Annotated in this window: 16 protein-coding genes and 2 tRNA genes; 13 read left to right on the forward strand and 5 right to left on the reverse strand. The window is 36.2% G+C overall.

Annotated elements, in window-relative coordinates:
* Positions 1-39 precede the first annotated feature (39 nt).
* The 11 genes from EV197_RS16690 (at position 40) to EV197_RS16740 (ending at position 10,264) form a co-directional block, all read left to right on the forward strand.
* Complete coding sequence (locus EV197_RS16690; protein WP_130287948.1) at positions 40-1,254, forward strand: acyl-CoA dehydrogenase family protein; 1,215 nt, start codon at positions 40-42, stop codon at positions 1,252-1,254.
* A gap of 30 nt (positions 1,255-1,284) precedes the next feature.
* Positions 1,285-2,337 (forward strand): phosphotransferase family protein, encoded by a 1,053-nt coding sequence (locus EV197_RS16695; protein ID WP_242610762.1) that lies wholly within the window; start codon positions 1,285-1,287, stop codon positions 2,335-2,337.
* 52 nt (positions 2,338-2,389) lie between these two features.
* Complete coding sequence (locus EV197_RS16700) at positions 2,390-3,025, forward strand: transglutaminase-like domain-containing protein (RefSeq protein ID WP_130287950.1); 636 nt, start codon at positions 2,390-2,392, stop codon at positions 3,023-3,025.
* A gap of 36 nt (positions 3,026-3,061) precedes the next feature.
* Positions 3,062-3,817 (forward strand): SDR family NAD(P)-dependent oxidoreductase, encoded by a 756-nt coding sequence (locus EV197_RS16705; protein WP_130287951.1) that lies wholly within the window; start codon positions 3,062-3,064, stop codon positions 3,815-3,817.
* A gap of 32 nt (positions 3,818-3,849) precedes the next feature.
* On the forward strand, positions 3,850-4,854 hold the full coding sequence (locus EV197_RS16710) for an NADP-dependent oxidoreductase (RefSeq protein ID WP_130287952.1): 1,005 nt from the start codon (positions 3,850-3,852) through the stop codon (positions 4,852-4,854).
* Position 4,855: 1 nt separating this feature from the next.
* Positions 4,856-5,833 carry an NADPH:quinone oxidoreductase family protein gene (locus EV197_RS16715; protein WP_130287953.1) on the forward strand — a complete coding sequence of 326 codons (978 nt, stop codon included), beginning with the start codon at positions 4,856-4,858 and terminating at the stop codon, positions 5,831-5,833.
* A gap of 46 nt (positions 5,834-5,879) precedes the next feature.
* Positions 5,880-6,617, forward strand: coding sequence for a 3-oxoacyl-ACP reductase FabG (gene fabG / locus EV197_RS16720; RefSeq protein WP_130287954.1), 738 nt, complete (start codon positions 5,880-5,882; stop codon positions 6,615-6,617).
* A 104-nt stretch (positions 6,618-6,721) separates the two neighbouring features.
* Entirely contained in the window at positions 6,722-7,192 is a 471-nt protein-coding gene (locus EV197_RS16725) for a MaoC family dehydratase (RefSeq protein ID WP_130287955.1), read from the forward strand.
* A gap of 463 nt (positions 7,193-7,655) precedes the next feature.
* Complete coding sequence (locus tag EV197_RS16730) at positions 7,656-8,207, forward strand: hypothetical protein (protein ID WP_130287956.1); 552 nt, start codon at positions 7,656-7,658, stop codon at positions 8,205-8,207.
* Positions 8,208-8,390: 183 nt separating this feature from the next.
* Entirely contained in the window at positions 8,391-9,158 is a 768-nt protein-coding gene (locus tag EV197_RS16735; RefSeq protein WP_130287957.1) for a LytR/AlgR family response regulator transcription factor, read from the forward strand.
* Positions 9,155-10,264 carry a sensor histidine kinase gene (locus EV197_RS16740; RefSeq protein WP_130287958.1) on the forward strand — a complete coding sequence of 370 codons (1,110 nt, stop codon included), beginning with the start codon at positions 9,155-9,157 and terminating at the stop codon, positions 10,262-10,264. Before EV197_RS16735 ends, EV197_RS16740 begins: the two co-directional genes overlap by 4 nt.
* A gap of 513 nt (positions 10,265-10,777) precedes the next feature.
* Here EV197_RS16740 and EV197_RS16745 read toward each other — a convergent pair.
* Positions 10,778-10,862 (reverse strand) — tRNA-Ser (locus tag EV197_RS16745).
* A gap of 141 nt (positions 10,863-11,003) precedes the next feature.
* On the opposite strand from EV197_RS16745, the gene EV197_RS16750 reads away from it, so the two are divergent.
* Positions 11,004-12,059 (forward strand): M28 family metallopeptidase, encoded by a 1,056-nt coding sequence (locus tag EV197_RS16750; RefSeq protein ID WP_130287959.1) that lies wholly within the window; start codon positions 11,004-11,006, stop codon positions 12,057-12,059.
* 118 nt (positions 12,060-12,177) lie between these two features.
* Here EV197_RS16750 and EV197_RS16755 read toward each other — a convergent pair.
* From EV197_RS16755 to EV197_RS16770, 4 genes are all read right to left on the reverse strand, one after another.
* Positions 12,178-12,253, reverse strand: a tRNA-His gene (locus EV197_RS16755).
* An 80-nt stretch (positions 12,254-12,333) separates the two neighbouring features.
* Positions 12,334-13,050, reverse strand: coding sequence for a bacillithiol biosynthesis deacetylase BshB1 (gene bshB1 / locus EV197_RS16760; RefSeq protein ID WP_130287960.1), 717 nt, complete (start codon positions 13,048-13,050; stop codon positions 12,334-12,336).
* A 31-nt stretch (positions 13,051-13,081) separates the two neighbouring features.
* Positions 13,082-14,254 (reverse strand): trans-sulfuration enzyme family protein, encoded by a 1,173-nt coding sequence (locus tag EV197_RS16765; RefSeq protein WP_130287961.1) that lies wholly within the window; start codon positions 14,252-14,254, stop codon positions 13,082-13,084.
* Between the two features lie 90 nt (positions 14,255-14,344).
* Positions 14,345-16,540, reverse strand: coding sequence for a response regulator (locus EV197_RS16770; protein ID WP_165389079.1), 2,196 nt, complete (start codon positions 16,538-16,540; stop codon positions 14,345-14,347).
* A gap of 307 nt (positions 16,541-16,847) precedes the next feature.
* Between EV197_RS16770 and EV197_RS16775 the strand changes: the two genes are divergently transcribed.
* Positions 16,848-17,486 carry a peroxiredoxin gene (locus EV197_RS16775; protein ID WP_130287963.1) on the forward strand — a complete coding sequence of 213 codons (639 nt, stop codon included), beginning with the start codon at positions 16,848-16,850 and terminating at the stop codon, positions 17,484-17,486.
* The last annotated feature ends 30 nt before the right edge of the window (positions 17,487-17,516 follow it).

The following is a 17,516-nucleotide window of genomic DNA, read 5'->3' on the forward strand; positions in this document are numbered from 1 at the left end:
TGGTAGTTTATACCATACAGCAAAGAAAAGAGCATCAAAATGAATTTTGAATACACTCAAAAAGTAGTAGCACTTCAACAACAAGTAACCTCATTTTTTGAGGAACACATTCTCCCTATAGAAGAGGAGGTAAATAAATATGTATATGATCCAAAGCACCTCTGGCAGCCTTGGCCAGGAATGGAAGATTTAAAATCCAAAGCTAAGGCAGCAGGGTTGTGGAACCTTTTTTTGCCCAAAAGTTATGGCGATTTAAGTCCAGGCTTAACAAATCTAGAATACGCTCCATTAGCGGAAATAATGGGGCGTGTTTTATGGTCTTCAGAACTATTCAATTGCAATGCTCCGGATACCGGTAATATGGAAGTGCTGGCTAAATATGGCACCCCAGCGCAACAAAAGCAATGGTTAACCCCTTTAATGAACGGTGATATTCGTTCAGCTTTTTTAATGACAGAACCTCAGGTAGCCTCATCTGACGCTACCAATATAGAAACCTCTATTGTCAGAGATGGAGATGAGTATGTGATTAATGGTACAAAATGGTGGTCTTCTGGCGGTATGAACCCAGCCTGCAAAATTGCCATCGTTATGGGTAAAACTGACCCCACTGCAGCAAGGCATCAACAACAAAGTATGATTTTAGTTCCTATGGATACTGTGGGAGTAGAAATAAAAAGACCACTATCTGTATTTGGTTTTTACGATTCACCAGAGGGTCATGCGGAGATTGTTTTAAAAGATGTCCGAGTTCCTAAGGAAAACTTAATTCTGGGCGAAGGCAGGGGTTTTGAAATCGCTCAGGGTAGGTTAGGCCCAGGTCGTATTCACCACTGTATGCGATTAATTGGTATGGCGCAGCGATCCTTAGAATTAATGGCAAAACGCGCTTCAGAACGATCAACTTTCGGTAAAGTATTTAAGGATTATAGTAGTATACGACAAGAAATAGCAAAGTCACAATGCGAAATAGAACAAGCACGGTTGCTTACACTGTCTGCAGCCGACAAAATGGATAAGTTGGGTAATAAAGCTTCAAAAGATTTGATAGCGATGATCAAAATTGTAGCACCCAATATGGCACTCAATGTGATTGATAGAGCTATACAGATCCACGGAGGTATGGGAGTAGGTCAAGATACTCCACTTGCTCATTTCTTTGCTGCTGCTCGGGTATTACGCCTGGCTGATGGCCCAGATGAAGTACATATGTACCAATTAGGCAAAAGCATTATCAAATCATTTTCAGAATAAAGAATTCACACTAAATCGCAGACCATAATTATGCAAAACGTAAGAAAAGGCGAAGAGTTACAAGAAAAAGCACTGAAAGCATTTCTATATAAGGAAAACCTGATCCAAAGTGAAAATGTTGACTGGCAAGTAGACCAGTATACACACGGATATTCTAATCTTACGTATCTCATTACAATTGAATCCAATGAATATGTACTCAGACGACCTCCGTTTGGAGCGATAAAGCGTGGACATGATATGGGGCGCGAGTTTAAGGTGCAGTCTAATATTGCCAAAGCCTTTACTAAAGTTCCGAAGATGCATGCCTATACCGAAGATGAAAGTATTATAGGGTGTCCTTTTTATATTATGGAAAAAGTAGATGGGATTATTTTAAACTATAAAGAAGCTAAACAAAGAGCTATCCCTGAGGCTGATTTTAAAATTATAGCGGATTCCTGGCTGGATACTTTTGTAGAATTGCATGCAGTAGATTATAACAGCATAGGATTAGCAGAATTAGGTAAACCCGAAGGTTACGTTAGCCGACAGGTGCGCAATTGGAGCAAACAATACCTAAATGCGGCTACAAGCGATGTTCCTGCAGCAGCTAAGGTAATGGAGTGGATGGAGGAGCATCAACCAAAGCAGTATGAGCATCGTCTTATACATAATGATTTTAAATATGACAACGTGGTATTTAAGGATACTACTTGGAAAGAGATTAATGCTGTTTTAGACTGGGAAATGACTACCTTAGGTGACCCTTTAATGGATTTGGGCACCTCTTTGGGGTATTGGACCATGAGTTCGGATCATCCAGCAGTACAGCAAGGTATACCTTCGCCAACATTATTTTCTGGAAACCCCGGTCGAAATGAAATCGTTCAACGTTATGCAGAAAAAAGCGGAAGGGCTGTAGATCATTTAATATTTTATTACGCTTTTGGTCTGTTTAAAATTGCGGTGATTGCCCAACAAATATTCTACCGCTACAATAAGGGACTGACTACAGATCCAAGATTTGCAGAATTAGATAAAGCAGCAGCGCTACTTTGTAATTTAGCATGGAAGGCAATCCAAACCAAAAAAATAGAATAGGAAGGAAATCATCAGATCATAGATGATTCGAACTTTAATTGTAAAATTTTATATGAATTATACAGAATCCACTGCATATTATGACTTTGAAACTGACGAAATTCAGCAGCTCATAGCAGAATTTAATATACATAGTCTAAGTAACGAGGATAAAGCAATTGGCTTATATCTTAAGGTTCGCGATGGGTGGAGGTATGATCCATATCATATCAGTTTAGAAAAAAAAGGGTATAAAGCCAGTATTATCGCCAAGAAATCTTCGGGTCATTGTATTGACAAATCAATACTATTAATTGCAGGATTACGAGGGCTGGGCATACCTGCAAGGATTCATCTGGCCAAAGTTAAAAACCACATAGGAGTGGAGCGTTTGACCGAAAAGTTTGGAACGAATGAACTAACCCCGCACGGTATGGTAAATATCTATCTGAGCGGTAAATGGCTGAAAGCTTCTCCAGCCTTTAATGCTTCATTATGCGAAAAGTGCAACGTACCTCCATTAGCATTTGATGGTAAAAACGATTCGATGTTTCAGGCCTATGATGCATCAGGTGCGGTGTTTATGGAGTATTTAGAAGATTATGGCCATTTTGAGGATGTACCCATCGATTTTATTTTCGAAACTATGAAGTCGCATTATCCAGCATTGGTAAAACAGTTTTCAGGTGCTAAGGAAATTAAATTATAGTAAATTTTTAGATACTCAAAAATAAAGTAATAATAGATGCAAGTAAAAGATAAAATAGTAATAGTTACAGGAGCTGGATCGGGTATCGGAGCAGCTGCCGCGAAACATTTTGCAACTCATAAGGCAAAGGTTGTAGTTTCTGATATTAAAAAAGAAAAAGCAGATAAAATTGTAGAGGAAATCACCAAGGATGGGGGAGAAGCCATAGCCATTGTTGCCAATGTAAGTAAATTTGATGAGGTCGACGCGCTTATTAAAGAAACAGTAAGCGCCTATGGTCAATTAGATGTAATAGTTAACAATGCAGGAATTGGTCCTAGGAATATGACCAGAACTGGTGAATATGCTTTAGAGGATTGGCACGATGTAATCGATGTTAATCAAACAGGTGTGTTTTACTGTATGAAATTGGCACTGCAACAAATGAAAAAACAAGGACATGGAAACATAGTCAATGTGGCCTCTTTAGCTGGGTTAAAGGCTTCCATTAATAACATATCCTATAGTGCCAGTAAGTTCGCTGTTGTCGGTATGACAAAATCAGCTGCTTTAGAATATGCTACTAAGAATATAAGGATTAATGCTGTTTGTCCGGGCTATACCGAGTCTGCTTTATTAGACAAACTGCTTAGCGTTCGCCCGGATATGGATGATTTACTAAAAAGTGTAATACCCATGAAACGTTACGGTCAGGCTAACGAAGTGGCAGATGCAATAGTTTGGTTAGCTTCAGACAATACAAAATTTATAACAGGTCAAACCATAACACTTGATGGAGGTACATCGCTGTAAAAACTAAAACTCATATTTAAAAATTATACCAAATGAATAAACAAATTATTTTAAAGAAACGTCCAAAAGGATTACCTGATAAAGATACGTGGGAGCTTCAGTCTAACCCAATCCCAGAACCAGGTGAAGGTGAAGTATTGGTTCAGCATCACTATATCTCGTTAGATCCTGCGATGCGCGGATGGATCAATGAAGGTAAATCTTATATAGAACCTGTTGCGGTTGGAGATGTTATGCGATCTGGTTCTATTGGAAAAGTGATACAATCCAACAATCATCCTAAATTTAAAGAAGGTGATTTCATTACAGGATGGGGTGGTGTTCAACAGTATACCGTTACTAATGGCGAAAATTGGCATAAAGTAGATCCCAACTTGGCACCTTTACCAATGTATATAGGAACATTAGGAATGCCTGGTATGACAGCGTATTTTGGAATTCTTGAAGTTGGTAAAATTAAAGAAGGCGATGTAGTACTCGTGTCTGGAGCTGCAGGAGCTGTAGGAAGTATTGTAGGTCAAATCGCTAAGATAAAAGGTTGTAAAGTGATAGGAATTGCAGGGGGTGAAAAGAAATGTAAGTATGTAAAAGAAGAACTAGGATTTGATGGCGTTATTGACTACAAATCAGAAGAGCTCCATGCAGCTATTAAACGCGAATGCCCTAAGGGGATTGATGTGTATTATGATAATGTCGGTGGGGATATTTTAGATGCGGCACTGGCGAGGCTCCGTATGCACGCTAGAGTGGTGATTTGTGGTGCAATATCTCAATATAATAATAAAGAAAATGTCAAAGGTCCTAGCAATTATTTGTCGTTATTGGTCAATCGTGCCACAATGCAAGGAATGGTGGTAATGGATTATGCTAAAGATTATGGCAAAGCAGCAAAAGAAATGGGCGGTTGGTTGGCTCAAGGCAAATTAAAAAGCAAAGAAGATATTTATGAAGGTATTGAAAACTTTCACGATACCTTTTTACGATTATTTTCAGGAGATAAGATGGGTAAATTGGTGCTAAAAGTGATTGAGGATTAATATGAAAGCAGTTGTATGTAACGAATATGGCCCTCCTTCAAAATTAAGCGTACAGAACGTGGAGGAGCCGTCTATAAAAGATAACGAAGTATTGATTACCGTAAAGGCTTGTGGTGTTAATTTTCCTGATACTTTGATCATTCAAGGATTGTATCAGGTCAAACCAGAGCTTCCTTTTACGCCAGGTAGTGATGTATCCGGTGTGGTTAAAGAAGTTGGGTCATCAGTAAAATACTTGAAAGTAGGAGATGAGGTTTTTGGGTTTGTGATGCAGGGAGGTTATGCGGAGACAGTAGCCGTTCCTTCGAATATGTGTTTCAAGAAACCCCCTAAGATGGAATTTCCTGTTGCTGCATCCTTTATGATTGCCTACGGTACTTCATACCACGCACTTAAAGATAGGGCTCAGTTAAAGTCTGGAGAAACACTTGTGGTTTTAGGAGCGTCAGGAGGTGTGGGATTAGCAGCGGTAGAATTAGGAAAACTGATGGGAGCAAAAGTAATCGCTGTTGCTTCTACAGATGAAAAACTGAAGCTTTGTAAGGAGTACGGAGCTGATGCATTGATTAATTACACGGAAGAAGATCTTAAATCTCGTATCAAAGAATTAACAGATGGTCAGGGAGCTGATGTAATCTATGATCCTGTAGGGGGTAAGTATTCCGAACAAGCGCTACGGGCTATTGCCTGGGAAGGTCGTTATTTGGTCATTGGATTTGCCGCAGGTGATATCCCTAAAATACCGCTCAATCTTACCCTATTAAAGGGTTGTGCTATTGTAGGTGTGTTTTGGGGAAATTTTGCTATGAAATCACCACAGAGAAACCTTGAAAACACCCAGCAATTGATGCAATGGATGGATACCGGAAAATTAACGCCATACATTCATAAAGTATATGCTTTGGAAGAAGCACCAGCAGCCCTAGAAGATATGATGGAGCGCAAAGTTAAAGGCAAAGTCGTTATTCAATGTACCTAGAAGTGGATTTTAATTTTTAAATAAAAACAGTAAAGCAAATCATCATATGAGATTAAAAAATAAAGTAGCTATCGTTACCGGTGGTGCTCGAGGGATAGGTAAAGCTATTTCAAAATTATTCGCTCAAGAAGGCGCAACGGTAATCATCTGGGATCTTTTACCCGATGGTGCGCAAGTCGCCCAGGATATTGTAGATAAAGGGCAAAAAGCCACATTTACTAATATATCTGTCACAGACAAAAAAGCAATTGAAGAGGAAGCTGATCGTATTCATAATAGTTATGGTAAAATTGATATTTTAATCAATAATGCTGGTATCACAAAGGATCGCACTCTGCATAAAATGAGTGAAGAAGAGTGGGACGCAGTGATTGATGTTAACCTTAAAGGAGTCTTCTTATGTACTCAAGTGGTTTCAAAATATATGAAAGACGCAGGTTATGGCCGAATTATTTCAGCGGCATCTAATGTGGGCTTACGAGGTAATTTTGGGCAAACCAACTATGCTGCTACCAAAGCAGGGGTTATTGCCATGTCAAAAACCTGGACAATGGAATTAGGAAAGTATGGTATTACAGCAAATGCTATTGCTCCTGGTTTTACCTTAACTGAAATGACAGAACAAATTCCTAAAGAACATTTAGACGGAATAAAATCACAAATTCCTTTACAAAAGGCAGCTACACCTTTAGACATTGCGTATGGGTATTTATACCTGGCTTCTGATGAAGCGTCTTATGTTTCAGGTATTTGCTTAACTATTGATGGCGGAATATCTCGATAATATAGGGGTTACATTATGCTGCTATTACATTTATTATGATAACAACAGCTTTGAGGTAAGGTACTATTCCCTCAGAAAATACTGTTTACACAAATTATATAGTTATGAGGCAACTCGTTTGTAAAAATTTCACTGAATTTAAAACCTACGAAGGTAAAGACTTACCAGTTGGTGCCTGGCTTACGGTGACACAGGATATGATTAACGCCTTTGCAGAAGCTACACAGGATTACCAATGGGTACATGTAGATTTGGAACGCATTGAAAAGGAATCACCCTTTAAAAAACCTATAGCACACGGTTTTTTATCAGTGTCTTTACTCTCCAAAATGTTAATGGATTTGGTACACATAGAAAGTATGGATATGGGAGTGAATTATGGGTTGAATAAAGTTCGTTTCCCAAGCCCTGTTTTGGTGGATAGTCGCTTGCGTTTACATAGTACCATCAAAAAGATAGAGCCCTACACGGACAATGGATTAAAAATTACCTGGGCGTGTACGGTAGAGATTGACAATGTTGACAAGCCAGCTTGTGTGGCAGAGTTTGTGTCGTTGATGTTTGAAGATCGGTAAAATATTAAAAGATCCAAGATTCTTGGATAATTGTGTCAATGAGTTAGACACTTAAGAACCGCAACCTTGTGTTGCGGTTTTTTTTGTAATAAAGTATAGATTTTAATACTGAATTGTTGATAATTGAATATTCAGCTGCAAGCAATAACTTCATATTTTAGAGTATTGTTGATTTAACACTTCAACGGATTGACGTTGTCAATAGGTGATTTCAAAAGGCATGATGGAATTAATCTATTAGGCCTAGTTAAAGTATACACTTGTACTCTGGTCAACTAGTTAAATAGCATTGGAATGACTTATTTCTGTATCTACGGCTCACCTCGGTTTTCTTTATTTCAAAAATTGGGCGCTTCATTATCAAAATTTAGCCATTCACTTCATTGATGTAAAATGACTACCAACTTCTTGTAACTTAGTGGGTATAAATACAAAAATATTCATTAATCAAAAATCATTAATCATGAAAAATCTAATTATTTTTTTATTTGCCGTAGTAATTGCGGCGGTAAGTCAGGCACAGGAGGTAACCCAATTGGATGAGGTAAGTATAGGCTTTGCACCAATAGATGCTAAAGTCATAAAAACGCCGGATGGATTCACATTTAACAGCGATAAGTTGAGTTCTCGCCATTTTGTAAGCGATCCGATTGGTTTTATGTATGAAAATTTTGACATTGAAAATTACATTGCTGCATTAAAAAAGGAAGACTACGATAGTTATAAGGTATCATTAAGGTCCAGTAATGGCTCAATGGTTGCAAATTTTGACGAGTCTGGTAATCTTATTTCCACACATCAAAGTTTTACAAATGTACAATTGCCACATCAAATTATGAAGAAGGTGTATAAAAACTATAAAGGTTGGACGATGACAAAAAACAAGTATCGTGCGAGTACTAAGGGTGAAGTTATTAATAAGGAATTCTATCGAATTACTTTGCAAAAAGGTAACAAAAAACAAAATGTTAAATTAGAAGGTAATAAAACAGGTATAAGCGTAGCAAGCAATTAAAAAATGAACAGTTTTATAAGCAAGTAAGTAGGTCATCAAAACTAATCACTTTGATGACCTCTTTGTCCGTTTTTCGTCGCAGTTATTTTTTAAGTACATCAAGAATTAGAACACAATGTGATGAAGTTTATTAATACCGTCGTATTTTTATAAGTACGGTATTCATTTTTCTTTTTTAAAATTATGAAAGCACTTGTCATAGATGATGAAAAATTGGCCCGAAAAAGGGTCCTGCATTTGTTGGAAACGATTCCCGAAATAGAGGTTGCGGGTGAATGTTCTAATGGTAAGACTGCCATTGATAGTATCAACAACATGCAACCGGATCTTATTTTTTTAGATATAAATATGAAAGATATGACAGGTTTTGAGGTTCTCCAAAAAGTAAATATTTCTCCCAAACCTGTGGTAATATTTGTAACAGCTTATGATAATTATGCCTTGAAAGCCTTTGATGTTGAAGCTTTTGATTTCCTTTTAAAACCTTTTAAGGATGAACGCTTTTATCGCAGTATAGATAAGGTTTTAAGCCTATCAAAGTCAGAGGTAGATGCTAATTTTGAAAAACGCATTATCGAATTGTTTAATTTGTACAAATCAAAATCTGGGCAAACGGAGTTGACCCAAAAATTATTGATTAAACAAGGTAAGAAAACAATTTTACTTGATCCACTGGAGATCATCTATATCAACGCTTCTGGTTGTTATGCAGAGTTATTTGTTGAAGATAAAAAATACGTAATGCGCGAGACGTTGAGCAATCTTTGTAAAAACTTGGACAAGGATGTCTTTTTAAGAATCCATAGATCTACCATTGTGAATCTCAACCATGTCAAGGAAATCGTGCATTCTGATTTTTCTGAAATCGATGCGCGCATGACCAATAATAAATTATTACATGTCAGTAAATCACATAAAAAGGATTTTCTGAAAAAAATTGGAATACAATGAACATTTTTAAAACCAAAAGGAATTATATAGATACAAAACTAGTTTTGGTTTTGGCAGGTTTCTATGCGCTATTCGATGTGGTTCTAGTTTCCAAAATACTATACATGCGGTCTTATGGAAAGGAAAAAATGGACTTCGACTGGTATGATTTCCTTTTGTATAATTTGTTATTCGATTATATCATTGTGGTTAGTTTTATGGTCTTAATTGCGATAAGTACAAAACGGTTGCTAAATAAAAATTATTCCTGGGTCAAGATTATTTCAATACACATCATTTTCTCATTATTGATTGGTATTGTCATACGTTTTGTAATTGATTTACAGACTTTAGTTACGGGTACCATTACCTATGAGGACTATAATATCCAGAAAAGTTTGTATGGGTTTATGGCGGTCATCGATTTAAATTTCCTTATTTATTTTGCGATGGTTTCTATGATCTATGCCTATTACTATATTAAAGTAGTTAAGGAGGTTGAAAAGAAGCAAAATCAATTGAAAGTTCAGCTGGTGGATACTAGAATGAAAATGCTTTCATCGCAGTTGCAACCCCATTTCTTATTTAATACGCTAAATTCTATAGCGGTACTGACCGATATCGATGCCAGCAAGGCGAAGGATACCATCGCTGATTTGAGTGATTTTTTGAGAGAAATACTTTATGATAATGATAACCATACCATTACTCTTGAAAAAGAACTCAGGGTTCTAAAGTATTATCTCAATATCCTTAAGGTTAGATTTTCAGATCACCTGGTTATAAATCAAGAGATTGATGAAGGATTACTTTCTAGCCAAGTACCTGCATTATTGCTTCAACCGATTTTAGAGAATTCAATAAAACACGGGTATTCCTACAATAATACCGATTTAGAAGTTAACATCATTATTTTTTCAGAACGCAAACATTTGGTTATAAAAGTAGAAAATAATGGTGCCTTGTTACAAGAAAGTCATACGGTATTGTTGAAAAAGGGTATGGGCCTCGCCAATATCAATGACCGCTTAAGAAATCTTTATGGAAAGGACTATTTTTTTGAAATCAGTAACAAACCCGATAATACAGGTGTACAAACGCTTATTAAAATTCCGTTTAAAAACTAAATAGTTCTGAAATAAGGCGGCTTTGCACTTGAAAAATAATCGGGTAGTGTCCTATTTTCAAAGCTATATAACAGCTTGTCTAAAAAGCAATTCTGTAGTTTAAACTGATTTTGATCGATCTGTATACCTATACTAGCATTCTATAAATGGCTACAATGGTTAAAACAAAAAACCGCAGCATATTGCTGCGGTTTTTCTTATTTCAAGCCTGGCGCTTGATTGCGGAGAAAGAGGGATTTTAGATGCTAATAAGTAATCCTAGGCAACTATAAAACCCACACTAAGCTAAGCTTCTTAGTTTTTGTATGTTCTTCCATTACACTGGAGCAAACTTGGCTATTTTCAGAAAATACAAAATCCACAACTTTCGTTGTGGGTTTCTTTTGCGGAGAAAGAGGGATTACCTGCGGTTTTCCCTCTTACGGCATTCTACAAATGCCTACAGTCTTTAAAACAAAAAACCGCTAGCATAAATGCTGCGGTTTTTCTTATTCCAAGCCTGGCGCTTGATTGCGGAGAAAGAGGGATTCGAACCCCCGGAGGTGTGACCCTCGCCGGTTTTCAAGACCGGTGCATTCGACCACTCTGCCATTTCTCCGTTGCGGGTGCAAATATAAAACCTTTTTTTAATCTCAAAAGAATTATTTTAAAAATTATTCGCTAAAAATATCCTTTTCTTAAGTTTAAAGAAATATTACGAAATATGTATATTGTACTTTCTTTTAAAAATACAGTGTTAATGAAAAATATTTTTATAGTAGGAGGTGCCTTTTTGGTGCTAGCGTGCGGAACTTCGCAGAAGTCTTCTGGACAAGCAGGAAAAGAGGTTGTAAAAGGGAATTCTTCTAGCATAGCTTACGATAATCCAGGTGCCTTTTCTAAAACCATAACAGCAGAAGAACTCAAAAAGTATTTGTACGTGTTTGCAGGCGATGATTTTGAAGGAAGAAATACGGGAGAACCAGGGCAAAAAAAAGCAGCTGAGTTTTTGAAAAAGCAATATCAAGAGTTGAATATCCCTTCGCCAATAGCCAAAGGTGATTATTTTCAGGAGATACCAGAAAGTTATTTTAGAGGGAGTATAAAAGCTTCTGAGAACGTATTAGCTTATATCAAAGGAACAGAAAAGCCTGATGAGCTCATAGTCATCTCAGCACATTACGATCACGTGGGTGTAGATACTAAGGGTAATATTTATAACGGAGCCGATGATGACGGTTCTGGTACGGTGTCTTTATTAGAGATAGCCGAAGCTTTTAAGTTGGCTAAAGAGAAAGGGGTAGGACCTAAAAGATCTATTCTTTTTCTACACGTTACTGGAGAAGAAAAAGGACTTTATGGATCAAAGTTTTATACTGAAAACCCAATATTTCCTTTAGAAAACACAATAGCAAATCTAAATATTGATATGGTAGGTAGAATTGATGAAGCGCATAATAGTAAAGAAAAGCAGAACTATATTTATTTAATCGGTAGTGATCGCTTAAGTACAGAACTGCATAATTTAAGCGAGGATGTGAATAAAAAATACACCAAACTGGATCTTGATTATACCTACAACGACAAAAATGATCCTAATCGGTTTTATTATCGCAGTGATCACTATAACTTTGCGAAACACAATATTCCTATCATATTTTACTTTAATGGAGTACATGAGGATTATCATAAACCTACCGATACACCAGATAAGATTGCATATGATTTGTTAGCGAAGCGCGCGCAATTAGTATTTTATACCGCCTGGGAGATTGCAAACCGACCTGATCGTTTGGTAGTAGATGGAGTGAATTAGATAAGGATATCAAAACCGTAATTGGATAAAAAGTAAAAAGCCTCAACTCTTGAGGCTTTTTTATTGTAAAGTATAAACACAAAAAAACCCGTCGTTTGACGGGTTTTTTCTTGCGAATGGGTGGAAGATCGGTCTCGAACCGACGACCTCCTGAACCACAATCAGGCGCTCTAACCAACTGAGCTACAACCACCATTTAATTGCGGATGCAAAAATAAAAGAATAATATGTTTTTGCAAAGGAAAAAATACATTTTTGTAAAATAAAAAGTAATCTAGATCAAGTCAAATATCGAATCAACTGCAATACAGCGTTCTACAGTAAATCCCTCGGCATAAGGGGTTCCTATTAATCTTCCTAAATCAGCTGCTCGGTATTTGATGCTATCCATAAAGTTTTTACTAGATATAGGCGTTTCTGGCTCATTATTCTTTTCATCATAAAACTGAGATTTATAAGCGGCCACACTTTCTATTTTTTTATCCATAAATCCACTGATATCTACTACAAAATCGGGTTGCAAATTTTTCCATTGAATATAATGGTAGACAAGTCTAGGTCTCCAGGGGTCTTGTGCTGTGTTCTCATAGGTAGTGTCGATTTTTCGAAGCCCCGATAAAAAACAGGCATTTGAAACTAATGAACTCGCTCTGCCGTGATCGATATGTCTATCTTCAATAGCATTACATAAAATGACCTCAGGGCGGTATTTTCGTATTATTTTTATGATCTCAAGCTGGTGTGTTTCATCGTCGACAAAGAAACCATCTCTAAACCCTAAATTCTCTCGAATGGCAACACCCAAAATTTTGGCTGCAGCTGAAGCTTCTTCTTCTCTTATTTGTGGAGTTCCTCTGGTTCCTAGCTCTCCGCGGGTAAGATCCAAAATTCCTACTTTTTTTCCTTTGCTTATTTCTTTTGCTATAGTTCCGGCACAGCTCAGTTCTACATCGTCTGGATGAGCTCCAATGGCTAAAATATCTAGTTTCACGCTAGTTCTGTTTAGTGATATCAGTTAATTATTATGAAAGTGTTATTTGTTTCTTTTTTATCGCTTCAATTCCTTGTTGGATATCAGCCACCAGGTCTTCTTTTTCTTCAATACCTACACTAAAGCGCAGTAGTCCGTCTTTAATGCCTTGAGCAGCTCGCTCTTCTTCGGACAAGAGAGAATGCGAAGTTTTAGAAGGGGAGAGTATAGTGCTTTCCACACCTGCTAAACTCATAGAGCTTTTTATTAACTTCAATTCTTTTTGAAACTGAGAAGCGTCTAGCCCATCTGCAAGTTCAAAGGAGAGCATACCGCCAAAACCTTTCATCTGTTGTTTGGCTATATCATGATCAGGATGAGATTTCAGACCCGGGTAGTATACATTAGCGATATCATTATTTTCTTGAAGCCATTGAGCTAAGAACAGCGCATTTTCGTTTTGTTGTTTTACGCGTAATCCTAATGTTTTAATACTTCGTTCTAGCATCCAAACAGTAAAGTCACTTAGACTTCCTCCAAAGTTCTTAGCTACTTGAAAAATTTTATCTACGTGTTCATGCGTCCCAACTACAGCTCCTGCTAGGATATCACTGTGACCTCCTAGATATTTGGTTGCTGAGTGTAAAACAATGTCGATACCTAAATCTATGGGGTTTTGATTCACTGGAGAAGCAAAGGTGTTGTCAATCATCGTTATGATGCCTTTGGACTTTCCTAATTTAGCAATGGCTTTAATGTCGGTAATACTTAATAAAGGGTTTGATGGAGTTTCAATATAGATCACCTTTGTGTTTTCTTGTATTTGATCCACAAAGTCAGTAATACTTTGACCTTGTACATAGGAGAATTCTATATTGTGTTTTTCAAATTCTTCATTAATTAAGTTGGCAGTACCGCCATAAATATTTCGTTGGGACACGATGTGATCACCACTTTTTAAAAAAGCAAAGAGTGCAGTACTAATAGCTGCCATACCACTACCAAAAATTAACGACGCCTCACCGTTTTCCAAACGAGCAATTTTTTTGCATAACGCTTCTTGATTGGGGGTGTTAAAATATCTTGGGTATCTTTTGGTTTCAACATCTTCAAAGGCATAAGAGGTGGATAAGTAAATTGGAGACACAGCGCCTTTAAATTGTTTATCTTCCAACTCACCCACATGTGTACAAATGGTATTAAACCCTTTTTTTGTATGATCCATATAATATCTGCAATAAATAATTAAAGCTTTAAATTTACTACAATGAAAAAGATTACACTCAGGTTTTAATAAATAATTAGAGGTCTAGATTTAAATCGTTTTGATTTTTGAAATATTTCGGATAATGGTTTGGAAGAATTGCTGCGTATCGTAGGGTTTAATAATTACATCATTCATACCTACTGCAGTGGCTTGCACTCTTATTTCATTTTCTTCTACTGCGGTTAAAGCAATAATAGGAAGTTGGGAATTGAAAGTTCTTATTATTTTTGTAGCCTCAAGTCCATTTAACTCTGGCATATTGATATCCATTAAAACCAAGTCGTAATCATTAACTTTGATTTTTTCTATGGCATCTGCACCATTGCCAGCAATATCGCAACTATACCCCTTCTTTTTCAAAATATTTTGCGTAACTATCTGATTAATCTTATTATCATCAACTACCAGTAAGTTGAAGTTGGTTGTACCAATACTCAAATTTTCCCCTGTGGTCAAAAGCACTTCTTTCTCCTTCAGTGCTTTTTCATAGGTAATGTCAAAATAAAATTCAGAACCTTTACCTTCTTCACTTTCTATAAATATTTCACTTTCGTGCAAATGAATTAATTTTCTTACAATGGCTAAACCTAAACCTGTACCTTCATATTCTTGGTTTTGATTTTTTACCTGTGCGAAATTGTCAAAAATATCCTTCTGTTTGCTTTTGGGGATACCAATTCCATCATCTTTCACAACAAAGCGAAGCTTACAGCTTTTTTTATCATCTTCCAAGCATTTCACATTAACCCAAATATTTCCATCTTTTGTAAACTTTAAGGCATTTCCCATTAAGTTAATTAAGATCTGAGAAAGTCGGACTGAATCACCAATAAGCGTACTGTCAATGGATTCGTCTAAATTAATATGTACCTTATTATTGTTACTTTTTTGCTTAGTTCGTAGTGAATTAGTAATACCTTCTATTAAAATTTTTAGATCAAAAGAAACTTTTTCTAATTTCACCTCGTTAGTTTCTATCTTACTAAGCTGTAAAACATCGTTGATGAGTGCCAATAAATAGTCTCCAGAGAATTTCAAGGATTCTAAATATTCATTTTTCTTCTTCGCATCTGGGTTTTCCATTAAAAGGGAGGTCAGCCCAATTACCCCATATAGTGGAGTACGTAATTCGTGACTAACCGTAGAGATAAATTGCGACTTTAAAGTGGAGACTTGTTCCGCAGTTTCTTTTGCAGTGCGTAATTCCTTATTTTTTTCTATAAGGTCTTGATTAAGCTTTTTCTTTTGAAGATTATTCTTATAACTACTAATTAAGAAGGCAAGTGAAATTAAAATGATAACAATACCTAGAATAATACTGATACGCCATTTGATTTCTTCATTTTCCTTTTCATCGAGATCTTCTTCCATTTTTTGGGCTTGCTTCTTATATTCATCCACATCGAATTTGATACTAGCTTTTTGTAAGTCTACGTCTTTTTTAATCCGCTGAGCATCATTGTAATACTTGGTGTGTTGGTCTAAAAGTTTATATGCTTTTTTAAAATTACCCCGTGCATAACTTAAATTTGATTTTGCTCTATAAGCATCAGCAAGATCAAGATTAAAACAAAAGGTTAAATCTTTGTTATTTTGGTGATTACGGATTTCTTTTTTGGCAACACTTACGGCGCTATCAAGACTTTGGTTGGCTAAATCGAGTTGATCGGTATTCAAATAGTACTTACCCAATAATAAGTTTAGTTTTACTCGATCCGTAGCATCAGATTTCGGTGAAATCAATTTTTGGGCAGGGGATAATTTCTGATATGCTAACTTATATTTTTTGTTAGCAATATAATGCTTACCAAGATTAAGTAACGGCTTCACCATTCTCGTAGTATCCTTCAAGACAGCAGCAAATTGGTACGATTGATTAAAATCTTCTATGGCTTCATTAATCAAATTAGGTTTCTTAAGTTTTGCTCTACCTAGATTATTAAGCGCATCTATTTCTAAGACTCTGTTTTTTGAAGTTATTGCTAATATTTTAGCAGTTGAATAGTTGCTTATGGCTTTTTCAATCTCATCATTCATTTCATAGATTTGACCTCTAAGATTGGAAATATAGGAATGATTTTTATCGTCGTTATTATACTGAGCAGCCTGCCGAGCATACTTCAAAACTTCTAGCGCTTGCTCATACTTGTATTCCTTTAGTAATTGTTCAGCGTCTGCGATGGAGTTTTGAACATCGTCTGAGGTAAGTTCTCCTTGTGCACGCAAATTATGTTCTGCGCACACGAAAAGCAACATTGACAATATAAAACGTAGAAATTTATTCAAATTGTTGGTAATTAGGGCACTTAAAGCATTACGAAAATACGAAATTAGAGCTTATAAAACGTAATTAAACCTTTAAAAAGTGTAATTAATCCGTAATTTTTGTAAGGTTTACCGCTTTTTTGTAAGAAATAAAAGCGTGGATTAAATTGTATTATTAAAAACTATATTGAAATAAGAAATTAAAATTGCAGTTGTTTTTTAAACGCTAAAGCTTGTGTATTTTTGCCCTTATAAAATCAATTATAAATCAATAAAAAAATAAAGAATGGCAATTGTAGGTAAAAAGTTTCCTGATTTAAATGTGGACGCTATGAATGAAATGGGAGACACATTTAAAATCAACGTGCTAGAGGAAGCAAAAAACAATAACAAGAAAGTTTTACTTTTCTGGTACCCAAAGGATTTTACATTTGTTTGTCCAACTGAGCTTCATGCGTTTCAAGAGGCATTAGCTGAGTTTGAGAAAAGAAACACTATTGTTATTGGTGCTTCTTGTGATACTCCAGAGGTTCACTTTGCTTGGTTAAATACTTCTAAAGATAATGGAGGAATAGAAGGGGTAACGTATCCAATTCTTGCAGATTCTAATAGAAATTTATCCAGTACTTTAGGGATCTTAGATATTTCTAACGAAATGTATAATGAGGAAACTGGTGTGGTAACCGTTGAAGGAGATAATGTAACCTATAGAGCAACCTACTTAATCGATGAAGAGGGAACTGTATTCCACGAAGGTATCAACCATATGCCAGTAGGTAGAAATGTAGGAGAGTTCTTGAGACTTATAGACGCCTATACTCACGTTCAGAAAAATGGTGAAGTATGTCCTGCAAACTGGGAAGAAGGTAAAGAGGCAATGAATGCCAATAGAGATGGAGTAGCAAGTTACTTATCATCTCACTAAGAAGAATTAGACTTGTTATAAACCCTCTGC

Source organism: Aquimarina brevivitae (genome assembly GCF_004216895.1).
Lineage (GTDB): Bacteria > Bacteroidota > Bacteroidia > Flavobacteriales > Flavobacteriaceae > Aquimarina > Aquimarina brevivitae.

Excerpts from the sequence above, each read along its gene's own strand:
- EV197_RS16750 (WP_130287959.1), top strand. The coding sequence starts at position 11,004 with ATGAAAAATATTTTTATAGTAGGAGGTGCCTTTTTGGTGCTAGCGTGC.
- EV197_RS16715 (WP_130287953.1), top strand. The coding sequence starts at position 4,856 with ATGAAAGCAGTTGTATGTAACGAATATGGCCCTCCTTCAAAATTAAGC.
- EV197_RS16695 (WP_242610762.1), top strand. The coding sequence starts at position 1,285 with ATGCAAAACGTAAGAAAAGGCGAAGAGTTACAAGAAAAAGCACTGAAA.
- EV197_RS16730 (WP_130287956.1), top strand. The coding sequence starts at position 7,656 with ATGAAAAATCTAATTATTTTTTTATTTGCCGTAGTAATTGCGGCGGTA.
- EV197_RS16690 (WP_130287948.1), top strand. The coding sequence starts at position 40 with ATGAATTTTGAATACACTCAAAAAGTAGTAGCACTTCAACAACAAGTA.
- EV197_RS16740 (WP_130287958.1), top strand. The coding sequence starts at position 9,155 with ATGAACATTTTTAAAACCAAAAGGAATTATATAGATACAAAACTAGTT.
- fabG (WP_130287954.1), top strand. The coding sequence starts at position 5,880 with ATGAGATTAAAAAATAAAGTAGCTATCGTTACCGGTGGTGCTCGAGGG.
- EV197_RS16765 (WP_130287961.1), bottom strand. The coding sequence starts at position 14,254 with ATGGATCATACAAAAAAAGGGTTTAATACCATTTGTACACATGTGGGT.
- EV197_RS16700 (WP_130287950.1), top strand. The coding sequence starts at position 2,390 with ATGAATTATACAGAATCCACTGCATATTATGACTTTGAAACTGACGAA.
- EV197_RS16710 (WP_130287952.1), top strand. The coding sequence starts at position 3,850 with ATGAATAAACAAATTATTTTAAAGAAACGTCCAAAAGGATTACCTGAT.
- EV197_RS16705 (WP_130287951.1), top strand. The coding sequence starts at position 3,062 with ATGCAAGTAAAAGATAAAATAGTAATAGTTACAGGAGCTGGATCGGGT.
- EV197_RS16725 (WP_130287955.1), top strand. The coding sequence starts at position 6,722 with ATGAGGCAACTCGTTTGTAAAAATTTCACTGAATTTAAAACCTACGAA.
- EV197_RS16775 (WP_130287963.1), top strand. The coding sequence starts at position 16,848 with ATGGCAATTGTAGGTAAAAAGTTTCCTGATTTAAATGTGGACGCTATG.
- EV197_RS16735 (WP_130287957.1), top strand. The coding sequence starts at position 8,391 with ATGAAAGCACTTGTCATAGATGATGAAAAATTGGCCCGAAAAAGGGTC.